Source organism: Ruegeria sp. CDSA079, assembly GCF_059612245.1.
The window spans coordinates 58,931-81,039 of the sequence record NZ_JBXWQF010000011.1; the positions used below are offsets into that span (position 1 = coordinate 58,931).

Below are 22,109 nucleotides of genomic sequence, written 5' to 3' on the forward strand. Positions count from 1 at the left end.
GGGCTTTGACGGCAACAAAACCCTTATTCCGCAGCTTCCGCCTGAATGAAGCCGCCTGACTGACGGTGCCAGAACCGCGCATACAGCCCGCCTTGATCCAGCAGAGCCTCATGCGTTCCGGATTCTGCGATCTGCCCTTGATCCAGAACAACGATCCGGTCCATCTCGCTGAGGGTGGACAGGCGGTGCGCAATGGCCAGAACGGTCTTGCCTTCCATCACCCGATGCAGCGCCGTCTGGATCGAGGCTTCGACCTCGGAATCCAGCGCCGAGGTCGCCTCGTCCAGAACCAAAATCGGCGCGTCCTTCAGAATGGCGCGGGCCAAAGCGATACGTTGCCGCTGCCCACCGCTGAGTTTAACGCCTCTCTCGCCCAGATGGGCGTCATAGCCTTTGCGACCATTTGCGTCCTCAAGGCTCAGGATGAATTCATGCGCCTCGGCCTTCCTCGCGGCAGTAATCATCTCATCCTCGGATGCGTCCGGGCGACCGTACAGGATGTTCTCGCGCGCTGAGCGGTTGAACATCGCCGTTTCCTGCGTGACCATGCCAATCTGACGGCGCAGGCTGTCTTGCGTCACCTGCGACACATCCTGCCCGTCGATACAAATTGCGCCACTTTCCCTGTCATAGAGCCTGAGCAGAAGCGAAACGAGTGTGGACTTACCCGCGCCCGAGGCACCGACGATACCCAGCTTTTCGCCGGGTTCTATGGTCAAGGTCAGATCCGTGACACCGCCTATATCCCGACCATAGGCAAAACTGACATTTTCGAATGAGATCGATCCGTCGTGCACGGTCAGGTCTTTTGCGTCGCCCGCATCCTCGACCCGGTCACGCTTGGCCAGCGTTTTCATTCCGTTTTCGATCTCACCCACGTTGGCGTAAAGACCCATCAGCGTGAAACTGACCCAACCGGTCATCTGCGCGATGCGGATCGATACCGCACCGGCCGCCACAATATCCCCTGCGGTCGCCATGCCGAGTTGCCACAACCATAGCGTCGCGCCCAACAGCAGAACGGGCAGCACACCGGCCAGCGTCATGAGAATGAATCGAAAACTGGCCGAAAGTTTGCCGAAATCCAGAGATCGTTCGCGCAATTCCACCATCGAGTGGCGCGCGGCCTGATCTTCGAAAGCGGAATGCGCGAACAGCTTGACGGTCTTGATGTTGGTGATCGTGTCGACCACCTGCCCCGACACCATCGCCCGCGCCCCGGCCCGCGCGGCAGAACGCACGCGGATGCGCGGCAGGTACCAGCGTACAAGCAGGAAATAGACCACCAGCCAGGCCGCAAAGGGCAACATCACCAATGGATGAATAGATCCTAACAAAAGCAAAGATCCGGCCAGAGACGCCAAGGCAAACACAATCGCGCTGATCGTTTCCGACACGACAGAAGCCATGGCGTTCGACGTCTGCATCTGTTTCTGCGCGATCCGACCGGCAAAATCGTCGTCGAAATAAGTCACCGACTGGCCCAACGTCCAACGGTTCAACTTGGCCAGCACCAAAGGTGTGATGTTGGGCATGACGATGTAGTTGTTCGACAGAGACGACAGGCCAAACAGGATCGGGCGCAGCAGCATAAAGAACGCAGCCGCGCCAAAGATCATCCACATATTTGCTGCGGTCAGAAAACTTTCGGGCCCGCTGGAGGTTGCCACATCTATCACGCGACCCAGAATCCACGCTGTCCCTGCCTCCATCGCGCCTGCTGTGGCCGAGAAGAAAGCCGCGACAAACAGCATGGGCCATGCCCCGGACAGGCTCCAGCGAATAAACGCCCCCAAAGTCTGTGGTGGCGGCGTTTCGATGTTTTTGAACGGGTAGATGAGGTCAGCAACCCTCATTCAGCGGCCTCCGGGATCACAAAGCCGCCAGACTGCCGCGCCCAGAACTGCGCGTAAAGGCCGCCCTGCGCCAGAAGGTCTGAATGTGAGCCTTCTTCCACGATGCGGCCAGCATCCATCACCAAAATGCGGTCCATCTGCGCGATGGTGCTGAGCCTGTGCGCAATTGCGATCACGGTTTTGCCTTGCATCATGCCGTAGAGAGTTTCCTGAATTGACGCTTCAACCTCGGAATCTAGGGCAGATGTCGCTTCATCCAACAACAAGATCGGCGCATCCTTCAGGATAACTCGCGCTAGGGTCACTCTCTGACGCTGACCCCCGGACAGCTTCACGCCGCGTTCCCCCACATGTGCATCATACCCGGTCCGACCCTGCGGGTCTTGCAGATCAAGGATGAACTCATGCGCTGCAGCCTGTTTGGCGGCCGCGATCATCTGCGCCTCGGACGCATCCGGCCGACCATACAGGATGTTGTCGCGCACAGACCGGTGCAACAACGCGCTGTCTTGCTGGACCATGCCGATATGGCTGCGCAGGCTGTCTTGCGTGACCTGCGCGATGTTCTGATCATCGATCAAAATCCCACCGCGCTCGACGTCGTAAAACCGCAAAAGAAGCTTAACCAGAGTCGATTTACCGGCGCCGGAACGCCCAATCAAACCGATCTTTTCACCAGGCTGGATGGTCAGGTTGACATGGTCCAAGCCTCCGGTCTCACGACCGTAGTGGTGCGAAAGATCGCGGATCTGAATCTCGCCCTTGCTGAGATGCAGGGGTTTCGCAGTCGGTGCATCCAGCAGATCGATGGGCTGCGCAATGGTCTCCATACCCTCGGCCACGATACCCAACTGGCGGAAAAAGCTGGTCAATGCCCACATGATCCATCCGGTCATGGCGTTCAGACGCAGGGTCAACGCAGTCGCGGCTGCAACAACACCAACCGAAGCTGTTCCCTGCATCCAAAGCCCAATCGCCCAGCCAACAACGCCCACGATCAGCATACCGTTCAGCGTGACCAGAACCGCATCCATGATGGTGAAAATCCGCATCTCGATCTGAAAGGTTCGGCGGGTTTCCTGGATGGCTTCGCGGGCATAGTCCAGCTCTTGCGGGCCATGGGCGAACATTTTGACCGAGTGGATGTTCGTATAGCTGTCCACCACCCGACCCGTCACTGTCGAGCGCGCATCCGAGGCCGCCTTTGACGCCGGGCCCACACGCTGCACCGTCCAACGCACCAGCATCGCGTAAAATGCGAACCAGATCAGCAACGGGATCAACAAGCGTGCGTCCGCAACATACAGCAATATCGCCGCACCGATCAGATAGGCCAACGAGAAGGAAATCGCGTCAAAAACCTGAAAAACCACTTCGCCCGCGGCGGGCGGCGTCTGCATGATTCGGTTGGCGATCCGACCGGCAAAATCGTTCTCAAACCACCCAACTGATTGGCGCAGAACATGTTTATGCGCGCGCCAGCGGATCAGGGTGCCAAAGCTCGGCAGGATCGTGTTGTTAAGCAACAGCACGTCGATCAGATGCAGCAACGGGCGCAACAGCAGTACAAATGCAGCCACCAACAACAGTTCTGTTCCGTGATTCTGCCAGACCTCGGCCGGGGCGCCCCCCAAAAGATCGACAACGCGGCCCATGTAGTAGATCAGCCCGACTTCAACCCCCGCGACGATGATGGAAATCAACGCGGTCCAGACAAATACCCGAAAGAAGGGCCGCGAATAGTCCAACATAAACGGCCACAGCCTGGTCGGTGGTTTGTCGGATTCCGTATAGGCGACAAAAGGGTCAACAAGATTTTCGAAATAGCGAAACATGGAGAGTGCTCCGATTGAGCAGATAAAAGACGTGCGAAGAAAGATGGCGCCTGAACACCACCCGTTACGGGGCAAGTGTCCTGGCTTTAGCCGAACCAGATCCCGTAATACATTCGCATTCCTCCATCCATGTGTCAGGCGCACCTAAGCACAAAGGAAAAAAGTTGTCATCCCCTTTTGAGACTTCGCGCTAAGTTGCAAGCAACTCCTCACGCGAAAGCGCAAAGCCGGACGCGATCCAGCGGTTTTCAAGCTCTGCCAGCTTTTTGCCCAGCGCCGGCCCGGTAAAGCTGGGAATCAGATCCTTGGCCTGTATCGGGAAGCGGGCCGTTGCCCCTGCATGCAAGTCACGTCTTAGGTCTTCGGACCATGGTCGTTCCAGAAAGGCGCAGCGCAAGAGGGTCTCGTGCAAGCCACCTTCGTCGCCATAGCGGTACCCAAGCTCTGCCACACTGGTTGTGGCCTGCGCCTCGTCACGCATTCTGGTCAGGCGTTGCAGCTGCGCACGGCTTAACCGCAGTGTCGCTGCATCCTCGGGCGTGGTGATAGCTGCCAGACGCCGCACCGGATCGGGATCGGCACCCGCCGCCTGTTCCAGCGCAATCAAAGGTGCCAAAGACCGATCGTCCGCACCCGGCAACAACCGGGTCAAAACACCTGTGCTGCGCATCGTTGCAACGGCGGGGGCTGGATCATGCGCACCAAGAAGCTTCAGCAATTCTGCCCCGACCCGTTCGCGCGACAGCGATTCCAACCCTTCAAGGTTGGCACCGATGGCCGCCAGCGCATCGGGATCAAAACCGGCGACAGGATCACCATACCAGGCGTGAAAGCGGAAATAACGAAGCGAGCGAAGATAGTCTTCGCGGATCCGATTCTCGGCCGTTCCGATAAACCGCACTGACCGAGCTTTAAGGTCGGGAAGGCCGCCAAGCGGGTCTAACACAGCGCCATCGGGCAGTGCGTAAAGCGCGTTCATGGTAAAATCGCGCCGCGCAGCGTCTTCTTCAACGTGTTTGGAAAAGGCGACGACTGCTCGCCGACCGTCGGTTTCTACGTCACGTCGGAAGGTCGTGATCTCGTGCGGGATACCTGCGCTGACCACCGTAATCGTACCGTGGTCTATACCGGTTGGAATAGCTTTGAGCCCCGCAGCTTGTGCCATCTGAACCACCTGCTCTGGTCGGGCATCGGTGGCAATATCGATGTCCGAGACAGGAGCGCCCAGAAGTGCGTTGCGCACACAGCCACCCACAAAAAGCGCCTGTGCGCCGGATGAGGTCAGGGCTGCGCATACCTGTTGGGTCGCTGGTTCACTGACCCAAGGCTCATTAATCTGCATCATTCATTCACCCGTGCTGCAAGCCCGCGCAATATGCGGGCCGTCGCCCCCCATATGTAATAAGGGCCGTACGGAACTGCGTAGTATCTGCGTTTCTGGCCGCGCCAGCGACGCGACTCAACCAGATAATTCTCGGGATTCAAGAGATGAGCAAGAGGGGTCGAGAATACCTCGTCCACTTCGCCGGGTTCAGGCACAGGTTCGAATCTGTCACGCACGACTGCGACCACGGGTGTGACGTTGAAAGAGGTGACTGTTTCATGCATCGGCAGAAACCCCAGAACCTCTGGCAAATCAGGTGGCAGCCCGATCTCTTCCTGTGCTTCCCTCAAAGCCGCTGCCGTGACATCGGCATCCGTTTCATCCTGTTTGCCTCCGGGAAAGGCGATTTGCCCCGGATGGTGCTTTAATGCAGAAGACCTTTTGGTCAGGATCACCCGAGGCGTATCACCGGCCAATGAGATGGCCACAAGAACACCTGCAGGGCGCAGCCGCCGCCCGGGTGGCAGAACGGTATCGGGGTTCAGGTCAAAATCGCTGGATCCGTGACCGGGGCGGCGCAAGGCCGCCCGGATCTGTTCAACCGGATCATGCACCTTCGCTGTCTTCAGCTTCAAAGCCCACTGTGGCCGGATCCAGCACGTAATGCGCGCCGCAGAACTGGCAATCAGCTGTGACCAGACCTTCGGGAGTTGTCATCTTTTCGATGTCCTTCGCCGAATAGATCGACAAGCTCTGACGCACCCGATCCTCGGAACAGGTACAGCCGAATTGAACCGATTGCGCGTCATAAACACGCGGCTGTTCCTCGTGGAACAGGCGAACCAAAAGGTCGGTCGGCGCAACAGAGGGGCCGATCATTTCCAGATCCTCGACAGTATCCAGCAGGATATTGACGCGACCCCAGTTTTCACCTTCTTCGCCGTCAACCAGATCGGTGGCAGTCAGGACTTCACCCGTACCTTCCCCTGATGCTGCAAAGGGCGACGCTTTGGGCATGTGTTGCAACATGATGCCGCCTGCACGCCAATGCTCGCCCGCGCCGGGCTCGGTTGATTTGCCAAAGCTCAGGGAGAACCGCGTCGGCAACTGTTCGGATTGCGCGAAATACGCTTCGGCGCACGCGCTCAGCGATCCGCCAGCCAGCGGCGTGATGCCCTGATACGGTTGCGTGCCTTCACCCTGGTCGATCATGATGGCGAAATACCCTTCGCCCACCTGATCAAAGGGTGCAGCATCGGTCAGACGGTCGTGGTCAAAACTGGCATAAGCGCGAATTTGGGCGGGCTGGCCCTCTTCCTGCGGCGCGTAATAGTCGGTCGCGATCATGCGGACCGCCCCTTTGGACTGCACTTGCAGCGACAGCTTCCAGCGCAGTGCAACGGTCTGGCCGATCAACGCGGTCAGCAAGGCCATTTCAGCCACCAGCGCTTCGACTTGCTGCGGATAATCGTGCTGCTTCAAGATGCCATCCAGCACGCCATCCAGACGGGCCACGCGGCCGCGCATGTCGGATGCATCAAGTTGAAAGGGCAGGACGGTGTCGTCCCACGCGATTTTTGTTCCAAGAGACATGGGGTTTCCTTACACGCCACGGGTTGGCATACCGGCACCATATAGGTCGTACAGATTGGGTTTTAAGGGGCCATACATGATCAGACGGTTTGGCGAAACCCCTCAGGCAGGGCAGAAATATACGCAAAGACCCGGAGTGTACGTGCTTTTGCCTCGTGGACGGTCTTTGCTGGTGACATGGTATGACGACGGCCTCAACCCAGAGCTGCAACTGCCGGGTGGAGGCATTGATCCGGGCGAATCGCCGATCACGGCACTGCATCGCGAGGTCTATGAAGAAACCGGGTGGCTAGTTGCCAACCCGCGCCGTGTCGGCGCCTTTCGCCGCTTTAGCTATATGCCGGAATATGATCTGTGGGCGGAAAAGATCTGTATGATCTATCGCGCGCGCCCCGTCCGCCGCATGGGCCCGCCAGCCGAAGCGTTTCACGAAGCGCGATGGGTGGATGCGTCAGATGCGGTTGAAAAACTTGGAAATGGCGGTGACCGGCATTTTGCCAGAATGCATCTTTGGTCGCTCTAGGGGCCGTTATATTCGAAGAACACGGCCGAGACGTCATCCCCTATTCCTTCTTTGGGCGACATCACCTGCGTCAGACGCCAGAACATGTCATCCAGAAACTCGGACCCGCCATGTTCCGAAACGCAGAGTTGTGCCATCTCTTGCAAACCACCTTCGTCCAACAGGCTACCATCGGCCAGAGCGCATTCGGTAAAACCGTCTGAATACAACAATAGTTTGTCGCCTGGCTGCAGCTGAGTCTCGATTTGCTGAAAACTCGCACCTTCGATCAATCCGACGGGCAACCCTCCTTCACCCAGAAAACAGCTGCTGCTATCCCGTCGAAGCAGAAGGGGGTGTGGATGCCCGGCTTGCACCATTTTCAGATGCCCGTTGCGCAAATCTACGATGGCGTAAACCATCGTGAAATATTCTTCGATCCCTTCATCCGCCATCAGACGGGAATTGAGCGTTCTCGCAACCTCCTCTGGCGGCAAAAGCGCGTAGAACTTGTTGAACCGCTGCTCCATCGCGACATTCTGATCAAAATGCTTGCTGGACAGATAGCTGCCCAACCGGGCCGTCATCATGGCCGAGGTGATCCCGTGGCCGGACACATCAATGCTATAAAACCCCAGCCGATTCACGCCAGGTGAAAACATACCGACAAGATCCCCACCAATGTGACCACAAGGTTTCAGTAACAGGCTGACTCGCGAGTTGCCAAATTCCCGCGTTAGTTCAGGCACCAGCGATTCCTGGATCTTGCGGGCCTGCATCAGGTCTTTATCGATCGCGTCATGCGCCAGTTTCAATTCTTCCAGTGCGGATTCAATCAGGCGGTTCTTTTGCGAAAGCTCGCGCTGCATGTCTAATATGCGCGCGCCGGCCGAAATGCGCGCGCGCAGCTCGTCCGCTTCCAAAGGTTTGATAAGAAAATCATCCGCCCCGGCGTCCAAACCACGCGCGACCTCTTGCTTTTCGCTTTTGGACGTCAACAGAATGAAATAGCTGTATTGGTCTGTATCCAGCGCGCGAAACGTGCAGCAGAACTCCAGACCGCTCATCCCCGGCATTACCCAGTCGCTGAGCACAAGATCGGGCGGGTCTGCCTGGCAAAGCTCCAACGCGGCCTCGCCGGTATCAGCCTCGACCACGTCAAACCCCCATTTCCTGAGCGAGGCCACCAGAATGCGACGCTGCAAACGGCTGTCATCCACAACCAGCACCTTGCGGATCGCGCCGAAGTCCAGATCGGATCTGGTGTCCTCAAGACTCGCCCCTGGTACCATTTACGTTCTGCTCTCATGAGATTGACCGGTCAGGGCGACCCTAGCGTCCGCAGGTTTAACATCCGGTGAAGACCCGACCCGCGTTCAAATGGTGCCATTAACCGGGTTTTTACCAGCCGTGGTTTACGCAGAACCTTGAAGGTTAAATGGCAGGTATTTCACCATGATCCGTTGGGACAGAGTCATGCAATTGCGGGACGAAGTTGGCCCAGATGAATTTGACGAGGTGGTCGAGATTTTTCTGGAAGAGGTGCACGAGGTCATCGCGCGCCTGCATCGCGACATCGACCGGGTTGAGCTGGAACAAAACCTGCATTTCCTGAAAGGCAGCGCGCTCAGCCTTGGGTTCGATCAGTTTTCGAAACTCTGCCAGGATGGCGAACGGCAGGCATCCGCAGGTCAGGGCGCAGACGTTGATCTGCCTGCCCTTCTGGCCGTTTTTGACAGCTCGAAACTCAAGTTCGAAGCGGAACTGCACCAGAAGCTGGGCTAGATCACGAACTGCGCCAGCGTTTCGTCTTCGGTAATATCAGTATAAGTAAACCCGGCCTCGTCCAGATGCGCAAACAGGCGCATGAAGTTTTCAGGCTTGCGGGTTTCGATCCCGATCAGGACCGAACCGAAATTGCGCGCTGACTTTTTCATGTACTCAAAGCGGGCAATGTCATCCTCGGGGCCAAGTATGCCAAGAAATTCTTTCAACGCACCCGGGCGCTGCGGCAGGCGCAGAATGAAGTACTTCTTCACCCCGGAATAGCGCTGCGCGCGCTCTTTGACCTCAGGCAGGCGTTCAAAGTCAAAGTTGCCACCGGACGTCACGCAGACCACCGTCTTGCCACGCACAAAGCTTTGGATATCGCCCACTGCTTCGACCGCCAGCGCGCCCGCGGGTTCCAAGACGATGCCTTCTACATTCAGCATCTCGATCATCGTGGTACAAATACGGTCTTCGGACAGGACCAGCACATCCGACAGGTGGCGTGATTTCAGTAGTTCGAACGGCTTCTCACCGATCCGCCCAACGGCGGCACCATCGACGAAAGTGTCCACATGATCCAGCGAAACAGGATGTCCTGCCGCCAATGCGGCACGCAGGCACGCGCCTCCAGCGGGTTCAACAAACAGACAATGGCTGCGATCCCCGAACCATGTGGCCACACCCGAGGACATGCCGCCACCGCCGACCGGCAACACGACGTGATCCGGCACACCGCCCAGTTGCTCTTCGATCTCGGCCGCCAGAGAAGCCTGCCCTTCAATCACATCCGCATCGTCAAACGGTGACAGGAAATGCCCCCCCTGCTGCGTGCACCAGGTTTGCGCGGCAGCTAGCGTGTCATCGAAATAGTCGCCGGTCAGGTGGATTTCGATATTGTCGCCGCCGAAGATACGGGTTTTCTGAATCTTCTGTTGCGGGGTTGTCACCGGCATGAAGATCACACCTTTCACGCCCAGATGCTTGCACATGAACGCCACGCCCTGCGCGTGATTTCCCGCACTGGCACAGACGAACAGGTCCTGCCCCTGTTGCTTGCGCATCGCATTGAACGCGCCGCGGATTTTATACGACCGCACCGGGCTCAGGTCCTCGCGCTTAAGCCAGATATCGGCCCCATAGCGATCAGACAAATGGGCATTCCGCTGCAACGGCGTCGCCGGAAAGACAGAGCGCATCGCCTGTTCGGCGGCGCGGGCGCGGGTCTTGAAATCAGTCATGTCGGTTTCACTGCCGCATCAGTGCGAGAAGGGCAAGGAATACATATGTGTACGGGGCTTAGGTGAGTTCCCGTTTTTCGATGAAGACGCCGTACATGGTGGTAAAGATACTGACGTTGATCATCGGAAGGATGAGCGTGCCGAAGAACACGGTCAGCAAAACGCCCAAAACCGGAATTAATGCCAGAACAGTGAAAGCCAGCTGCACCAAAACCTGGAACAGGAAGGCAACAAGTAGCAGTAACAAGATTGCACTGCCGACTCCCGCTGTTTTGTTCCAAGCATCGCTGAGCGAAATGGGGTCACCAATCGCCGCCGCCGGCAAGATTATTGACAGGCGATAGAAGCAAACAACCAGAAAAACGGTGTAAACAATCACCAGAATGATCGAAAGCCCTGCAAGACTTTCGCCCAATGCAGCAGCGACCAAACCCATGGGGATACACGCGATCACCATCAACACCCCCAACATCAGAAAGCGACCGAAATAGGCAAGAATCCTGTCGAAACGGAATGTCGGGAATATTCCCGTGGGATATTCTTCCATCAAGATGAAGCGGTGCCATGACACCGCGATCCAGAACATGGTGACGAACATTACCGCCAGCAAAACGACCACAAATACAAAAGCCGAACCTGCGGTTGCACCTGGCGGCAAGTCGCCTGCATTGTCTTCAAGCGCCTCAAGCGGAATACCAAGTGCCAAAAACACGCCCACAATAATGATTGTAGCAATCAGAGCTGGGCCAACCGTAATCTGCAGGACCTGCTTCAGGTTTCCGAACACCATCCGCACCGAATGCAAAAATATTTGCCATCCCAACATTTGAAACTGCCCCTTCAACCAAACATTGTTTAAATTGCGTATGTTTCACCCCAAATCCCGTTCTGCGTCAATCCTCACAACTTGCCCCCGGTCACAAAACCCGCTAGGGGCCAGTCGTCTTACGAATAAGGGGAAGTCAGATGTCCGCGCCCAAAAAAGTTGTTCTGGCCTATTCCGGTGGCCTTGATACCTCAATCATCCTGAAATGGCTGCAGACCGAGTATGGTTGTGAGGTCGTGACCTTCACCGCCGATCTGGGTCAGGGTGAAGAATTGGAGCCCGCGCGCCAAAAAGCCGAGCTGCTGGGGATCAAGCCCGAGAACATCTATATCGAAGACATCCGTGAAGAATTCGTCCGCGATTTCGTTTTCCCCATGTTCCGCGCCAACGCCCAGTATGAAGGTCTGTACCTGCTGGGCACTTCGATCGCGCGCCCGCTGATCTCGAAACGTCTGGTTGAGATTGCCGAGGCCACCGGTGCCGATGCTGTCGCACACGGTGCGACCGGCAAGGGCAACGATCAGGTGCGGTTCGAACTGGCAGCCTATGCGCTAAACCCCGAGATCAAGGTGATCGCGCCCTGGCGCGAATGGGACCTGACCAGTCGCACCAAGCTGCTGGAATGGGCCGAAGCACACCAGATTCCGATTGCCAAAGACAAACGCGGCGAGGCTCCGTTCTCGGTTGACGCGAACCTTCTGCATACCTCGTCCGAAGGCAAGGTTCTGGAAGACCCCGCCGATATGGCACCCGACTATGTCTATCAGCGCACCGTTCACCCCGAGGATGCGCCGAACGAGCCTGAATTCATCGAAATCGGCTTCGAAAAAGGCGACGCGGTCAGCATCAATGGCGAGGCGATGAGCCCGGCCACCATCCTGACCAAGCTGAACGAATATGGCGGCAAGCACGGCATTGGCCGTCTGGACCTGGTCGAAGGCCGTTTCGTGGGCATGAAGTCGCGTGGCATCTATGAAACGCCCGGCGGCACCATCCTGCTGGAAGCGCATCGCGGGATCGAATCCATCACCATGGACCGTGGCGCGATGCACCTGAAAGATCAGCTGATGCCGCAATATGCTGAGCTGATCTATAACGGTTTCTGGTATTCGCCCGAGCGTGAGATGCTGCAAGCCGCCATCGACAAATCTCAGGAACATGTCACAGGCACCGTTCGTGTGAAACTGTACAAGGGTCTGGCCTCGACCGTGGGCCGCTGGTCAGATCACTCGCTGTACTCTGAGGCGCATGTGACGTTTGAGGAAGACGCCGGCGCGTATGATCAGACAGACGCAGCAGGTTTCATTCAGCTGAATGCGCTGCGTCTGAAACTGCTGGCCGCACGCGACAAGCGTTTGTCCAAGTGATTGACGAAGACGATAACGACGACGAACTCGATATGTTCATCGAGGCGCAGGACACGGTTTGGGCCGATGTCCTGCGTGAATTGGAGCAGGGGCAGAAAACCAGCCACTGGATGTGGTTTGTGTTTCCGCAACTGGCCGAGCTGGGTCAATCCCATATGGCTCAGCTCTACGGGATCGAAGATCTGGATGAGGCCACGGCCTATCTGAACCACCCGGAACTGCGCCGTCGCCTGACCAAAGCAGCGTCGCTTATGCTGTTGCACAAAGGGCGGGATGCCGCCGACATTCTGGGTGGGATCGATGCGAAAAAGCTTCGGTCGTCGATGACACTGTTTTCTTCCGCAGCGGACGCTCCGGAAGAGTTTCAAGCTGTTCTCGACACCTTTTTTGGTGGTGAACCCTGCGCTCGGACAGTTCAGAGCCTTGCCACTTCGTAATCGGAAGTTCCCGTTGGGTCAGCCTTGCCTGCGCGCCGGCTGACCCTTTACGCATTCGGAAACTGCGAAAGGAACCCGGATGCTTCAAGACATCGCTGACGGAATTCAAAAGGGCCTGAACGGCAAAACCTTTGATGGATCGTTGAAATTCGATTGTGGCGAGGACGGGGTGATTGTTCTGGCTGACAGTCAGGCCACGACGCAGGATCAGGAAACGGATTGCACCATCCGCATCTCACAGGACAATCTGACCAAGCTGCTGACTGGAAAGCTGAACCCGATGACAGGTGTTGCTATGGGTAAGCTCAAGATCTCGGGCAATATGGGCGTCGCAATGAAGCTGGGGCAGCTGCTGGGCTAAGCTCAGCGGAACTCCGCAATAGATTTCTGCATCGCCAGGATCAATGCGTCCCGCTGCCCAGACAGCTCGGCTGGCGTTTTCCCTGCGGCCTCAGCGATCACACCGTCTGCAAGCTGCTGAGCGACCTCATCGGTCAAATAGACCTGACCTAAATCGTCCCACCATCCATTGAACGTATCGGAGAAATGGTCGCAAAACGCCCTGAGCCCACCTTCCCCGGCACCGAGATTGAACAACATGGTTGGCCCCATCGCCGCCCATCTGACGCCCGGTCCGGCCCAGACGGCCTTGTCCACATCCTCGACCGATGCAACCCCCGATACCACTAGATGGATAGCTTCGCGCCACAGCGCAGCTTGCAGCCGGTTTGCAACATGGCCAGGCACCTCTTTGTTGACCCGGATCGTGGTCTTGCCCACGCTTTCATAAAACGCCTGCGCTGCATCAACGACGCCGTTGGCCGTTTTTTCATTTCCCATCACCTCGACCAGCGGGATCAGGTGTGGCGGGTTGAACGGATGTCCCAATACAAAGCGTGACGGGTCAGACCAGCCCGGCTGCATTTGTCCCAGTGTTAAACCCGACGCAGAGCTGGCGACAATTGCGCTCTTTGGCAGAGCGGATTCGATCTCGGCAAAGGTTGCATGTTTGATCTGCAGACGCTCGGGCACATTTTCCTGAACAAATCCTGCACCGGCCACCGCAGCAGCAGGGCTGGAATGAAACGTAATTTCGTCCGGATTTCCGTTTTCCGTCAGACCCAGCGCATCCAGCGTCGGCCATGCGTCCTCGATGTATTGGCGTACTTTCCGTTCGACTTTTGGGTCGGGATCAAAGAGGGCAACGGAACGCCCTGACGCCAGAAAAAGCGCCGCCCAACTGGCACCAATGACGCCTCCGCCCAGGCAGGCCGTGTGTTGTATTTTCATTAGAACAATCCCGGGTTCAAAGGTGAGGCGGCCGTCATACCACCGTCCACCGTGAAAAGTTGACCTGTCGCAAAGCTTGCCTCATTCGACGCCAGCCAGACGGCCATACTCGCAATATCCTCGGGCTTGCCAAAGCGGCGCGTGGCATGGCGGGCGATCGCATCCCGGCGCGCGGCGTCGGGATCATTGGCCAACTCGAACGCGGCGTCCAACATTCCTGTTTCGATCCAACCGGGACAAATCGCGTTGCAGCGGATTTTTGGCCCGTGATCGACCGCAATAGAACGGGTCAAACCATGCACAAAGGCCTTGGAGGCGTTGTACAGCGCCATGACTGGATCGGCGAATTGCCCAGAAATAGAGCCTATGTTGATGATTGAAGCGCCCTCATCCATCCTTGGGATATAGGCCCGGCACATGTTGAAAACGCCCCGGCAATTGGTGCCGATCACTGCGTCCCAATCCGCGTCCGAACTGTCAGGGACAGTCTTTTCGACCTGAACGCCTGCGTTGTTCACAAGAATGTCGGTGCCGTTTGTGGTTGCGGCCAACGCTTTGACCGCATCCGGGTCCGTGACATCCAGCGGATACCAGATGATGTCGTCTGCAAGCCCATCGGGCCGCGCCCCGCGCCCGCACGTCGTCACTGTCGCGCCTTCACTGCAAAAGGCCTCGACAATCCCGCGACCAATGCCTTGCCGTCCACCTGTCACCAGCGCTCTTTTCCCAGTCAACCGCATCAGTATACCTTCCCTCGGCACCCGTCGCCAAAACGCGTGTTTGTCTGCATATCTTCCCCCGTCAAAATGCGGTCTGGTCGTTGCCCTTCAAGCCTAACCGTTGGCGGGCCTCATCCGGAGTCGCGACCGTCAGGCCAAGGTTTTCGATGATTGAGCGAATCTTGCGGGCCTGATCAGCGTTGGATTTCGCCTTTTCACCGGGCCCGATGTAAAGGCTGTCTTCCAGCCCAACCCGCACGTTGCCGCCAAGAATTGCGGCCTGAGTGGTAAAGGCCATCTGGTGGCGACCGGCGGCCAGTACCGACCATTCGTAGCTGTCGCCGAACAGCTTTTCAGCAATCGAATGCATGTGCATCAGGTTATCGAGGTCGGCCCCCACGCCGCCCAGAATTCCAAAAACCATCTGGATGAAAAACGGCGGCTTTACCCAGCCCTGGTCGACGACCCAGGCCAGGTTGTAGAGGTGCCCCAGATCGTAGCATTCAAACTCGAACTTCGTGCCGTGGCCTTCACCCAGTTCCTTCATCGCATATTCGATATCAGCGAATGTATTGCGGAAGATGAAGTCGCGGGTCATATCCAGAAACTCGGGCTCCCAGTCATGTTTCCAGCCCGAGTATTTCTGCATCATCGGGAAAATGCCGAAATTCATCGATCCCATATTCATGCTGGCCATTTCGGGGCTGGCACGCAGCGCCGCGCGCAGGCGTTCTTCGCGCGTCATGCCCAGCCCGCCTCCGGTTGAGACGTTCATGACAGCACCCGTCGCCTGTTTTATGCGGGGAAGGAATTGCATAAAGAGGTCCGGATCCGGGTCAGGGCGACCGTTTTCGGGGTTGCGGGCATGCAAGTGAATGATCGATGCCCCAGCCTCGACCGCACCGATGCTGGCCTCGGTAATCTCATTCGGTGTGATAGGAAGATGTTCAGACATGGTGGGCGTGTGAATCCCGCCAGTCGGAGCACAGGTGATGATGACCGGTTTGCTCATAGCTTCATCTGCTGAACTTGCGCGCTCAGCCCTCCGTCGAGAACCCAAAGCTGACCGCTGGCATAGCGCGCCTCGTCCGAAGCCAGCCAGTTCACCAGATTGGCAATATCGTCAGGCGTTCCATATGTGCGCATCGGATGCACGTCACGCACGGCCTGTTGCAGTTGATCGATGGTCTTTCCGCCTCCGCCAGAACCATCGCCGGTAAAAAAGCTCTGCAACATGGGCGTGTCGACATAGCCAGGGCATATGGCATTCACGCGAATACCTTCCGGCCCGTGATCACACGCCATAGCACGGGTCAGGGCATGAACCGCACCCTTGGTTGCGCAATAGGCGGCAAGGCCGGGATCAGCAATGAACCCGTCATAGCTGCCAAAATTGATGATTGAGGCTGATGCTCCCGACGCAGCCCCTTTGCGCAAAAGTGGCAACGCGTGTTTTGAAGTTAAAAATGTGCCAGTGACATTCACCGCAAAGGACAGGTTCCATTCTTCCAGCGTGGTTTGTTCAATGGTCTTTTCAATCTCGATGCCAGCGGCGTTGACCAAAATGTCCAATTGGCCGGCCTCGGCCCCAACCTGTTCCATCGCCGCAATTGCGTCAGCTTCCTGCGTGACGTCCAGTTTCACAAAGATGCTGCCGTCGTCGTTATGGACCGTCAGAGATCCCTCGGGCGTCAGATCAGCCGCATAGACCCGCGCACCCTCGCGCAGGAAACGCGCCACGATCGCGCGCCCGATCCCGCCGCGCCCACCGGTCACAAGGGCTGTTTTTCCTTCCAGCATCATTCTTTGGTCTCCTTCAAAGGCGGATAGCGATAACGGGTCGCAGCGACCGTCCAATCCATATGGTTGCGCACGTATTCCTGAGTGGCATCTCGTGGCGGGTTGTAGTCCCAGGCCTCACCGGCACCCGCCTCCATCGCAGCGTGAAGGGCGCGACGGGACCTTTGTGTCGAGATCACGTCCGCGCGCAGGCTTTCGCTGTTCCAACGTCGTGCAACTTCTTCAGCAAACTGTGCGGACTGTTCAGCGTAGGCAGGGTCGCCAGCACGATTCACTTTCTCCAGCGGGTCTTTTGATAGATCGTAAAGTTGTGGAGGGTCCGGGTCGCAGTGAATGTATTTCAGGGGGCCGCGCCGGATCATGAACACCGGATATGGCGTCATTTCGGCGCAATACTCTCCGATGGCTTCATCCACTGGGTCGGTTTCTCTGCGCGCAAGAGGCATTAGGGATCGACCGTCAATCGGTTCGCCGTAGATCGCATCAGAGCCGCCGGCGATGTCCACAAATGTCGGCAACAGATCAAGCAAGGAACAGGCGTTGGAAGCGCAACCTTTGGCTACGCCCTGGCCTGCCATGATCAACGGAACACGGGCTGAGTGCTCGAAGAAGTTCATCTTGTACCAAAGGCCTCGCTCACCCAGCATATCGCCGTGGTCTGCGGTGACGATGACGATGGTGTTGTCCAATTCTCCGATATCTTGCAGCGCCTTCACCATCGCGCCAACCTTGCTGTCGAAAAAGCTGACGTTTGCCAGATAGGCACGTCGCGCTCGTCGGATTTCTTCTTCGGTCAAAGGGACATAGCTCGCCTCAATCCCATCCATGACGCGGCGCGAGAACGGGTCTTGTTCCTCAGGCGTCAGAGTGAACTCCGGCATCGGAACGTCTGCGTCGGAATACATGTTCCACCATTCCGGGTTGGCCACATAAGGGTCATGCGGATGGATAAAGCTGGCCACCATGCAGAACGGGGCTTCCTCCCCAGCCGCCCGGTCTCGGCCCCTGTCGATCAACCAGCGGCGCGCCGCAAACTCGACTTCGTCGTCATAGTCTGTCTGGAAGGTGGCGACCGCCTCGCCACTTTCCTTAACCGTTTGCATATTGTGATACCACTTGTCGATCCGCTCGTCCGGGGCTTCCCAATCCGGGGTCCAGGCGAAATCGGCGGGGTAAATGTCGGTGGTCACGCGGTCTTGAAACCCGTGTTTCTGGTCCGGTCCAACAAAGTGCATTTTGCCCGACAGGCAGGTGCGATAGCCCAGCGATTTGAGGTAATGCGCAAAGGTCGGGACCGAGGCGCGAAACTCGCTGGCATTGTCATAGGCCGCGATCCGGCTGATCAACTGCCCGGACATGAACGCAAACCGTGACGGTGCGCAGAGGGGCGAGTTGCAATAGGCCGCATCAAATCGCATCCCGCGCGCGGCAAGTGCGTCGATATGAGGGGTCTTGACCGTTGGATGGCCGTAAGCGCCGCAAAAATGCGGCGCCAGTTGATCGGCCATGATCACAACGATGTTGGGTCGTGTCACGGTGCGGCCTTTGCGTAGGCGTCCAGAACAAGCCCGTGGAAGTGATGTACCGCATGTTCCGATTTGCCCGATCCATTCGGGTCATGCACGATCCGGCCTTGCGTAAAGGCCGGGGTGCTCATCCCGCGCTGAACACTTTCAACAATGTCGATATCTTCGCGTTGCAGAACCTCATCGAGGTAGCGGATGGCCTCCAGCTCGGCCTCGTCTGGTTCAGGGGTTTCGAGAAAGAAATCATAGGTCTCGAGCGTCCGGTCAGGACCAATCGGGATGATGTTCAGCACGATCATCGAAGACCGCCCCGGATAGCGCATCAGACATGTGGTGGGCCACAGCCACCAAACAGCATGGGTGCGCACAGAGGCGTTGGAAACGTCATAAGCCGTGTTGGCACCCTTGCCCGCCTCGGCCATATGGCTGGAGTAGATGCCGTATGTGGTCACCTTGTAGGTGTCCATATCAACCAGATCGCAGAAGTCCTTGTGGGCGGTGGGGCAGTGGTAGCATTCAAGGAAGTTGTCGACGACATTCTTCCAATTCGACTTGATGTCATAGGTCAGGCGATGACCAAATGTCAGCCGCTCGATATCTGGTGCCCAGTGGCGGATTTCGGTTTCCAGATTTCCGGAAACGTCTAGTAAAGGTACTGCGTTAGAGTCTAGATTTACATAGATGAAGCCTGCAAATTCTTCGACTTGTACCTGATCGAGGCAGATATCTGACGTATTGAAGTTGGCCAGATCCTCGGTCTCGGGAGCGCGTACCAGTTGGCCGTCCAGTTTGTAGACCCAGGCGTGATATGGGCACATGATACGGGTGGTTTCGCCTTCGCCCGACAGCAGATGATGGGCTCGGTGTTTGCACACGTTGTAAAAGGCGCGAAGTACACCCTCGCGGTCGCGCACCACCGCAATTGGTCGCCCGGCAATTTCAACTGTTGTGTAAGAGCCCGGAGCGCGCAGCTTTTCGACATGACAGACCCATTGCCATGTCTTGGCCAGGATTTCATTTTGATCGACCTGATACCAGGCCGGGTCAACATAGGCCTCGGCCTTCAGGGAACTGGTGTTAAAAGGATCGGTGCTAAAACCATCAGAAATCCGTTTGAACTGGGTTTTGGACGGCAGCTGGTTCATGGGTGGCTCCACAGCTCAGGGGCAGCTCTGCCCCAATAATTGACGTGTGACGCGTATGATCTTCTGAGTCTCAGCTAAACTCTTTACTTTTTTCGCCGCACTATATTCATTTTTAGCCAACTTGATAAATACTACAGTGTCAGACTTTGGGCTTGCGATGCATCGGCCAGGCGCGGAATTCGAACGGGACCCTGCCCTCGACCCTGTCGCGCGTCGGAGGCAAGCCAAACCTTTCTTTATATGCGCGGCTGAAATGCACAGGGCCGGAAAAGCCTGAGGCCAAAGCGACCTCTGCAATAGGAAGCTCAGTCTGTGTGACCAGACCACGGGCCCGATCCAGCCGAATGTCACGGTAGTAAAGCGCAGGTGTTTTCTTGATATACGTCGCGAACAACCGATCCAGCTGACGATGAGAAATCCCGGCACGCCTGCAAATCTCGGGAACGGGTACAGTTTCCTCCAGGTTGGCCTCCATCACCTGAATCGCCATTTTTAGCTTGGTTGGCACCGTTGTTCCCAAAGGCTCAGTACCTTGCGGCTGCTGTTGTTCCGCCGGGCCACGCAACCGGTCATGAAACACGTATCTGGCTGCTGCGTTGGCAAGGGCGCTGCCATGTACCCCCTGAAGAATTTGCAGCCCAAAGTCGATTGCCGCCGATCCACCGCAGCAAGTGAGCCGATTGCCGTCCATAACATACAGGTTCTCGACAACTTCTATGTCCGGGTAAAGCTCTTGCAACGCATCAATGTGCTCATAGTGGACAGTCGCGCGCCGTCCATTCAGCAGCCCGGCTTGCGCCAGTATGAAAGCGCCGGTATCCAAGGCGCCCAAAGTCGCACCGCTTCGTGCAAGCTGTCGCAAAACTGTTCCCAGTTTAGATGTCAGGTGCCGCTCTGGCGTCCAGCTTGAGGACACAATGACAATGTCAGCTTCGGTCAAACGTTGTTTATCAAGCGCCCGAGTCTCGATACCCGCACCATTGCTGGATACGCAGAAGCCCCCCGTTTCGGACAGGAACTCCCATGTGAAATAAGGCTTTCCGTCCAGATAGTTCGCAGCCCGAAACGGGTCAATGAACCCCATGGTCGCCGCCATGTTGAAGCTGGGTGCAACAATGACCAACAAACGGGTTGATACCTGCGCCTCCTGAACCATCGATCCTGATCCCAACCTTGCTTCACCAAATTTCAGAAGAGTTCTTTTACTACCGATACACAAGGTTTCTTCAGACATGACCGTTGTCGATAAACTCGTCTCACCAGCGCGTGACATGAGATGTCAGGCAATTGCAAGTTGGTCGATCTCGGGTCACCTTGGTCCCAAAAGGAGACCTGATATGACACGGACTGCTTATCTCGACACGCTCAAACCAGCCCTTCTTTTCACGCTGATCACCTTGGTTGCAATTCTGCGCGCGCTTCCGGCACCGGCGGCAGGAACCGAAACGCTGACCGTGGCCGGTGGATGTTTTTGGTGCGTGGAATCGGATTTTGAATCCGTGCCGGGCGTCATCGAAGCAGTTTCAGGCTATACCGGCGGCAAGTCGGCAAATCCCACATATGATCAGGTCTCAAAAGGGGGAACCGGCCACTATGAGGCGGTCCAGATCACGTTTGATCCGGGTCAGGTCTCACGCGAAACGCTTCTGAACATGTTCTTCCGCTCGGTCGACCCAACAGATGCCGGAGGTCAGTTCTGCGACCGTGGAGACAGCTATCGCACTGCGGTTTTCGTCTCTAACACAGGGGAAAAGGCTTTGGCCACGGAAGCAAAAGCTGATGCGCAGCGGGTCTTGGGCCAAGCCGTTGTGACCCCGATCCTGAACGCGGGCACCTTTTATCCTGCTGAGGCGTATCATCAGGACTACTACAAGGGGAACAAACTGATCTTGACGCGGTTCGGCCCCAAGCGACAGCACAATGCCTACAAAGCCTACCGCAAAGCCTGCGGTCGTGACGCGCGTGTCAAACAGCTTTGGGGCACAGATGCACCATTTGTCGGGTCTTAATCGAAGGGTGCGTCGCGAACTTCTTTGAGATCAGGAATTACATCAGCCGTTCCGTGCCGCATCACCATTAGGGCTGCGGCGCGGTTTGCTTGTAAAATGGCCTGCTCCATCGGCATCCCGCGATCCATACCTGCAAGAACATAACCGGTGAATGTATCGCCCGCCCCAGTTGTATCCACGGCCTGCACCTTATGTGCCGCAAACTCGACCGGGTCGCTGCCCTGCTGCAAATACCGCGCGCCTTTTGAGCCCAGCGTGACGATGACGTGCCGAACCGGCATATCAGATGCGCTCAACCCGGTTTCCTGACGCAGTTGTTCAGCCTCGACCTCGTTGAGGATGAGGAAATCCAAATAGGGCAGAACCGCCTTCACCGCCTGTGCCTGAAACGGCGCTGCAGCATAACACACGGTTAATCCCAACCGGTGCCCCAATTGCGCAGCTTCCACCTGCGCGTTGGTTTCATTCTGCAAGATCAGCAGATCACCCGTGTTTGCCGATGACAGCGCCTGCCCCAGATGGCTGACATCCAACGCGTGGTTGGCACCTGGATAAAGGATGATCAGGTTCTCACCCTCAGCATCCACCGCAATGATCGCGTGCCCAGTAGGCAAATCCACCTCAGAAATAAAAAGCGTATCCACGCCATATTCCGTCAATCGATCTTTCGCCCAGCGCCCATCCTGGCCAACAGCGCCAATATGGCTGACACGCGATCCGGCCCGAGCTGCCGCCACCGACATGTTGGCCCCCTTGCCGCCCAGAAACCGATCCAGTCCAAGGGCAGCCAGGGTTTCCCCCGGCGCGGGCAGATGCGGCAAATCATAGACCATATCCGCGTTGATTGAGCCGAGGTTCCAGATTGTCATGAC

The 22,109-nt window shown here is 57.0% G+C and carries 22 protein-coding genes; 6 read left to right on the top strand and 16 right to left on the bottom strand.

Annotated features, from left to right (window positions below; translation table 11 throughout):
* Positions 1-23 precede the first annotated feature (23 nt).
* The 5 genes from AC2FJZ_RS13210 to hslO form a co-directional block, all read right to left on the bottom strand.
* Positions 24-1,856, bottom strand: a complete 1,833-nt coding sequence (locus AC2FJZ_RS13210; protein ID WP_496670196.1) for an ABC transporter ATP-binding protein — start codon at positions 1,854-1,856, stop codon at positions 24-26.
* The gene (locus tag AC2FJZ_RS13215) at positions 1,853-3,691 is read right to left on the bottom strand and encodes an ABC transporter ATP-binding protein (RefSeq protein ID WP_496778071.1); all 1,839 of its coding nucleotides are present in this window, start codon (positions 3,689-3,691) and stop codon (positions 1,853-1,855) included. Before AC2FJZ_RS13215 ends, AC2FJZ_RS13210 begins: the two co-directional genes overlap by 4 nt.
* Before the next feature lie 190 nt (positions 3,692-3,881).
* The gene (locus tag AC2FJZ_RS13220) at positions 3,882-5,036 is read right to left on the bottom strand and encodes a CCA tRNA nucleotidyltransferase (protein WP_496778073.1); all 1,155 of its coding nucleotides are present in this window, start codon (positions 5,034-5,036) and stop codon (positions 3,882-3,884) included.
* Positions 5,033-5,650: a CoA pyrophosphatase gene (locus AC2FJZ_RS13225; protein WP_496778074.1), complete on the bottom strand. Its 618-nt coding sequence runs from the start codon at positions 5,648-5,650 to the stop codon at positions 5,033-5,035. The genes AC2FJZ_RS13220 and AC2FJZ_RS13225 overlap by 4 nt, the downstream gene beginning before the upstream one ends.
* A complete protein-coding gene (gene hslO / locus AC2FJZ_RS13230) occupies positions 5,622-6,608 on the bottom strand; it encodes an Hsp33 family molecular chaperone HslO (protein ID WP_496778076.1) in 987 nt (328 codons plus the stop codon). The genes AC2FJZ_RS13225 and hslO overlap by 29 nt, the downstream gene beginning before the upstream one ends.
* Positions 6,609-6,684: 76 nt before the next feature.
* Here hslO and AC2FJZ_RS13235 point away from each other — a divergent pair, with 76 nt between their 5' ends.
* Complete coding sequence (locus tag AC2FJZ_RS13235) at positions 6,685-7,131, top strand: NUDIX hydrolase (RefSeq protein WP_496778078.1); 447 nt, start codon at positions 6,685-6,687, stop codon at positions 7,129-7,131.
* Here AC2FJZ_RS13235 and AC2FJZ_RS13240 read toward each other — a convergent pair.
* Positions 7,128-8,402 carry a PP2C family protein-serine/threonine phosphatase gene (locus tag AC2FJZ_RS13240; protein WP_496778080.1) on the bottom strand — a complete coding sequence of 425 codons (1,275 nt, stop codon included), beginning with the start codon at positions 8,400-8,402 and terminating at the stop codon, positions 7,128-7,130. The genes AC2FJZ_RS13235 and AC2FJZ_RS13240 overlap by 4 nt on opposite strands.
* A gap of 163 nt (positions 8,403-8,565) precedes the next feature.
* Here AC2FJZ_RS13240 and AC2FJZ_RS13245 point away from each other — a divergent pair, with 163 nt between their 5' ends.
* Entirely contained in the window at positions 8,566-8,895 is a 330-nt protein-coding gene (locus AC2FJZ_RS13245; RefSeq protein WP_496778082.1) for an Hpt domain-containing protein, read from the top strand.
* Here the strand turns inward: AC2FJZ_RS13245 and ilvA are convergent.
* Positions 8,892-10,118, bottom strand: a complete 1,227-nt coding sequence (gene ilvA / locus AC2FJZ_RS13250) for a threonine ammonia-lyase IlvA (protein WP_496778084.1) — start codon at positions 10,116-10,118, stop codon at positions 8,892-8,894. The two genes, AC2FJZ_RS13245 and ilvA, sit on opposite strands and share 4 nt — an antisense overlap.
* A gap of 58 nt (positions 10,119-10,176) precedes the next feature.
* The gene (locus AC2FJZ_RS13255) at positions 10,177-10,944 is read right to left on the bottom strand and encodes a hypothetical protein (RefSeq protein ID WP_496778086.1); all 768 of its coding nucleotides are present in this window, start codon (positions 10,942-10,944) and stop codon (positions 10,177-10,179) included.
* Between the two features lie 140 nt (positions 10,945-11,084).
* Between AC2FJZ_RS13255 and AC2FJZ_RS13260 the strand changes: the two genes are divergently transcribed.
* The 3 genes from AC2FJZ_RS13260 (at position 11,085) to AC2FJZ_RS13270 (ending at position 13,109) form a co-directional block, all read left to right on the top strand.
* Positions 11,085-12,311, top strand: a complete 1,227-nt coding sequence (locus AC2FJZ_RS13260; protein ID WP_496778088.1) for an argininosuccinate synthase — start codon at positions 11,085-11,087, stop codon at positions 12,309-12,311.
* 32 nt (positions 12,312-12,343) lie between these two features.
* Complete coding sequence (locus tag AC2FJZ_RS13265) at positions 12,344-12,748, top strand: DUF1810 domain-containing protein (protein ID WP_496778195.1); 405 nt, start codon at positions 12,344-12,346, stop codon at positions 12,746-12,748.
* A 79-nt stretch (positions 12,749-12,827) separates the two neighbouring features.
* Entirely contained in the window at positions 12,828-13,109 is a 282-nt protein-coding gene (locus AC2FJZ_RS13270; protein ID WP_050604628.1) for an SCP2 sterol-binding domain-containing protein, read from the top strand.
* Between the two features lie 2 nt (positions 13,110-13,111).
* Here AC2FJZ_RS13270 and AC2FJZ_RS13275 read toward each other — a convergent pair whose 3' ends face one another.
* The 7 genes from AC2FJZ_RS13275 to AC2FJZ_RS13305 all read right to left on the bottom strand — a co-directional run bounded on the left by AC2FJZ_RS13275 (position 13,112) and on the right by AC2FJZ_RS13305 (position 20,462).
* Positions 13,112-14,038: a 3-hydroxyacyl-CoA dehydrogenase NAD-binding domain-containing protein gene (locus tag AC2FJZ_RS13275; RefSeq protein WP_496778090.1), complete on the bottom strand. Its 927-nt coding sequence runs from the start codon at positions 14,036-14,038 to the stop codon at positions 13,112-13,114.
* Positions 14,038-14,778, bottom strand: a complete 741-nt coding sequence (locus AC2FJZ_RS13280) for an SDR family NAD(P)-dependent oxidoreductase (RefSeq protein ID WP_496778092.1) — start codon at positions 14,776-14,778, stop codon at positions 14,038-14,040. The genes AC2FJZ_RS13275 and AC2FJZ_RS13280 overlap by 1 nt, the downstream gene beginning before the upstream one ends.
* A gap of 61 nt (positions 14,779-14,839) precedes the next feature.
* Entirely contained in the window at positions 14,840-15,769 is a 930-nt protein-coding gene (gene kce / locus AC2FJZ_RS13285) for a 3,5-dioxohexanoate:acetyl-CoA acetone transferase (protein WP_496778094.1), read from the bottom strand.
* A complete protein-coding gene (locus AC2FJZ_RS13290) occupies positions 15,766-16,560 on the bottom strand; it encodes an SDR family NAD(P)-dependent oxidoreductase (protein WP_496778096.1) in 795 nt (264 codons plus the stop codon). The genes kce and AC2FJZ_RS13290 overlap by 4 nt, the downstream gene beginning before the upstream one ends.
* Positions 16,557-18,092, bottom strand: a complete 1,536-nt coding sequence (gene betC, locus AC2FJZ_RS13295) for a choline-sulfatase (RefSeq protein ID WP_496778098.1) — start codon at positions 18,090-18,092, stop codon at positions 16,557-16,559. The genes AC2FJZ_RS13290 and betC overlap by 4 nt, the downstream gene beginning before the upstream one ends.
* Complete coding sequence (locus tag AC2FJZ_RS13300; RefSeq protein ID WP_496778100.1) at positions 18,089-19,228, bottom strand: aromatic ring-hydroxylating oxygenase subunit alpha; 1,140 nt, start codon at positions 19,226-19,228, stop codon at positions 18,089-18,091. The genes betC and AC2FJZ_RS13300 overlap by 4 nt, the downstream gene beginning before the upstream one ends.
* Positions 19,229-19,367: 139 nt before the next feature.
* Complete coding sequence (locus AC2FJZ_RS13305; protein WP_496778102.1) at positions 19,368-20,462, bottom strand: GlxA family transcriptional regulator; 1,095 nt, start codon at positions 20,460-20,462, stop codon at positions 19,368-19,370.
* Between the two features lie 103 nt (positions 20,463-20,565).
* Between AC2FJZ_RS13305 and msrA the strand changes: the two genes are divergently transcribed.
* Positions 20,566-21,237: a peptide-methionine (S)-S-oxide reductase MsrA gene (gene msrA, locus AC2FJZ_RS13310; RefSeq protein WP_496778104.1), complete on the top strand. Its 672-nt coding sequence runs from the start codon at positions 20,566-20,568 to the stop codon at positions 21,235-21,237.
* Here the strand turns inward: msrA and AC2FJZ_RS13315 are convergent.
* Positions 21,234-22,106 (bottom strand): ribokinase, encoded by an 873-nt coding sequence (locus AC2FJZ_RS13315; protein WP_496778106.1) that lies wholly within the window; start codon positions 22,104-22,106, stop codon positions 21,234-21,236. The genes msrA and AC2FJZ_RS13315 overlap by 4 nt on opposite strands.
* Between the last annotated feature and the right edge of the window lie 3 nt (positions 22,107-22,109).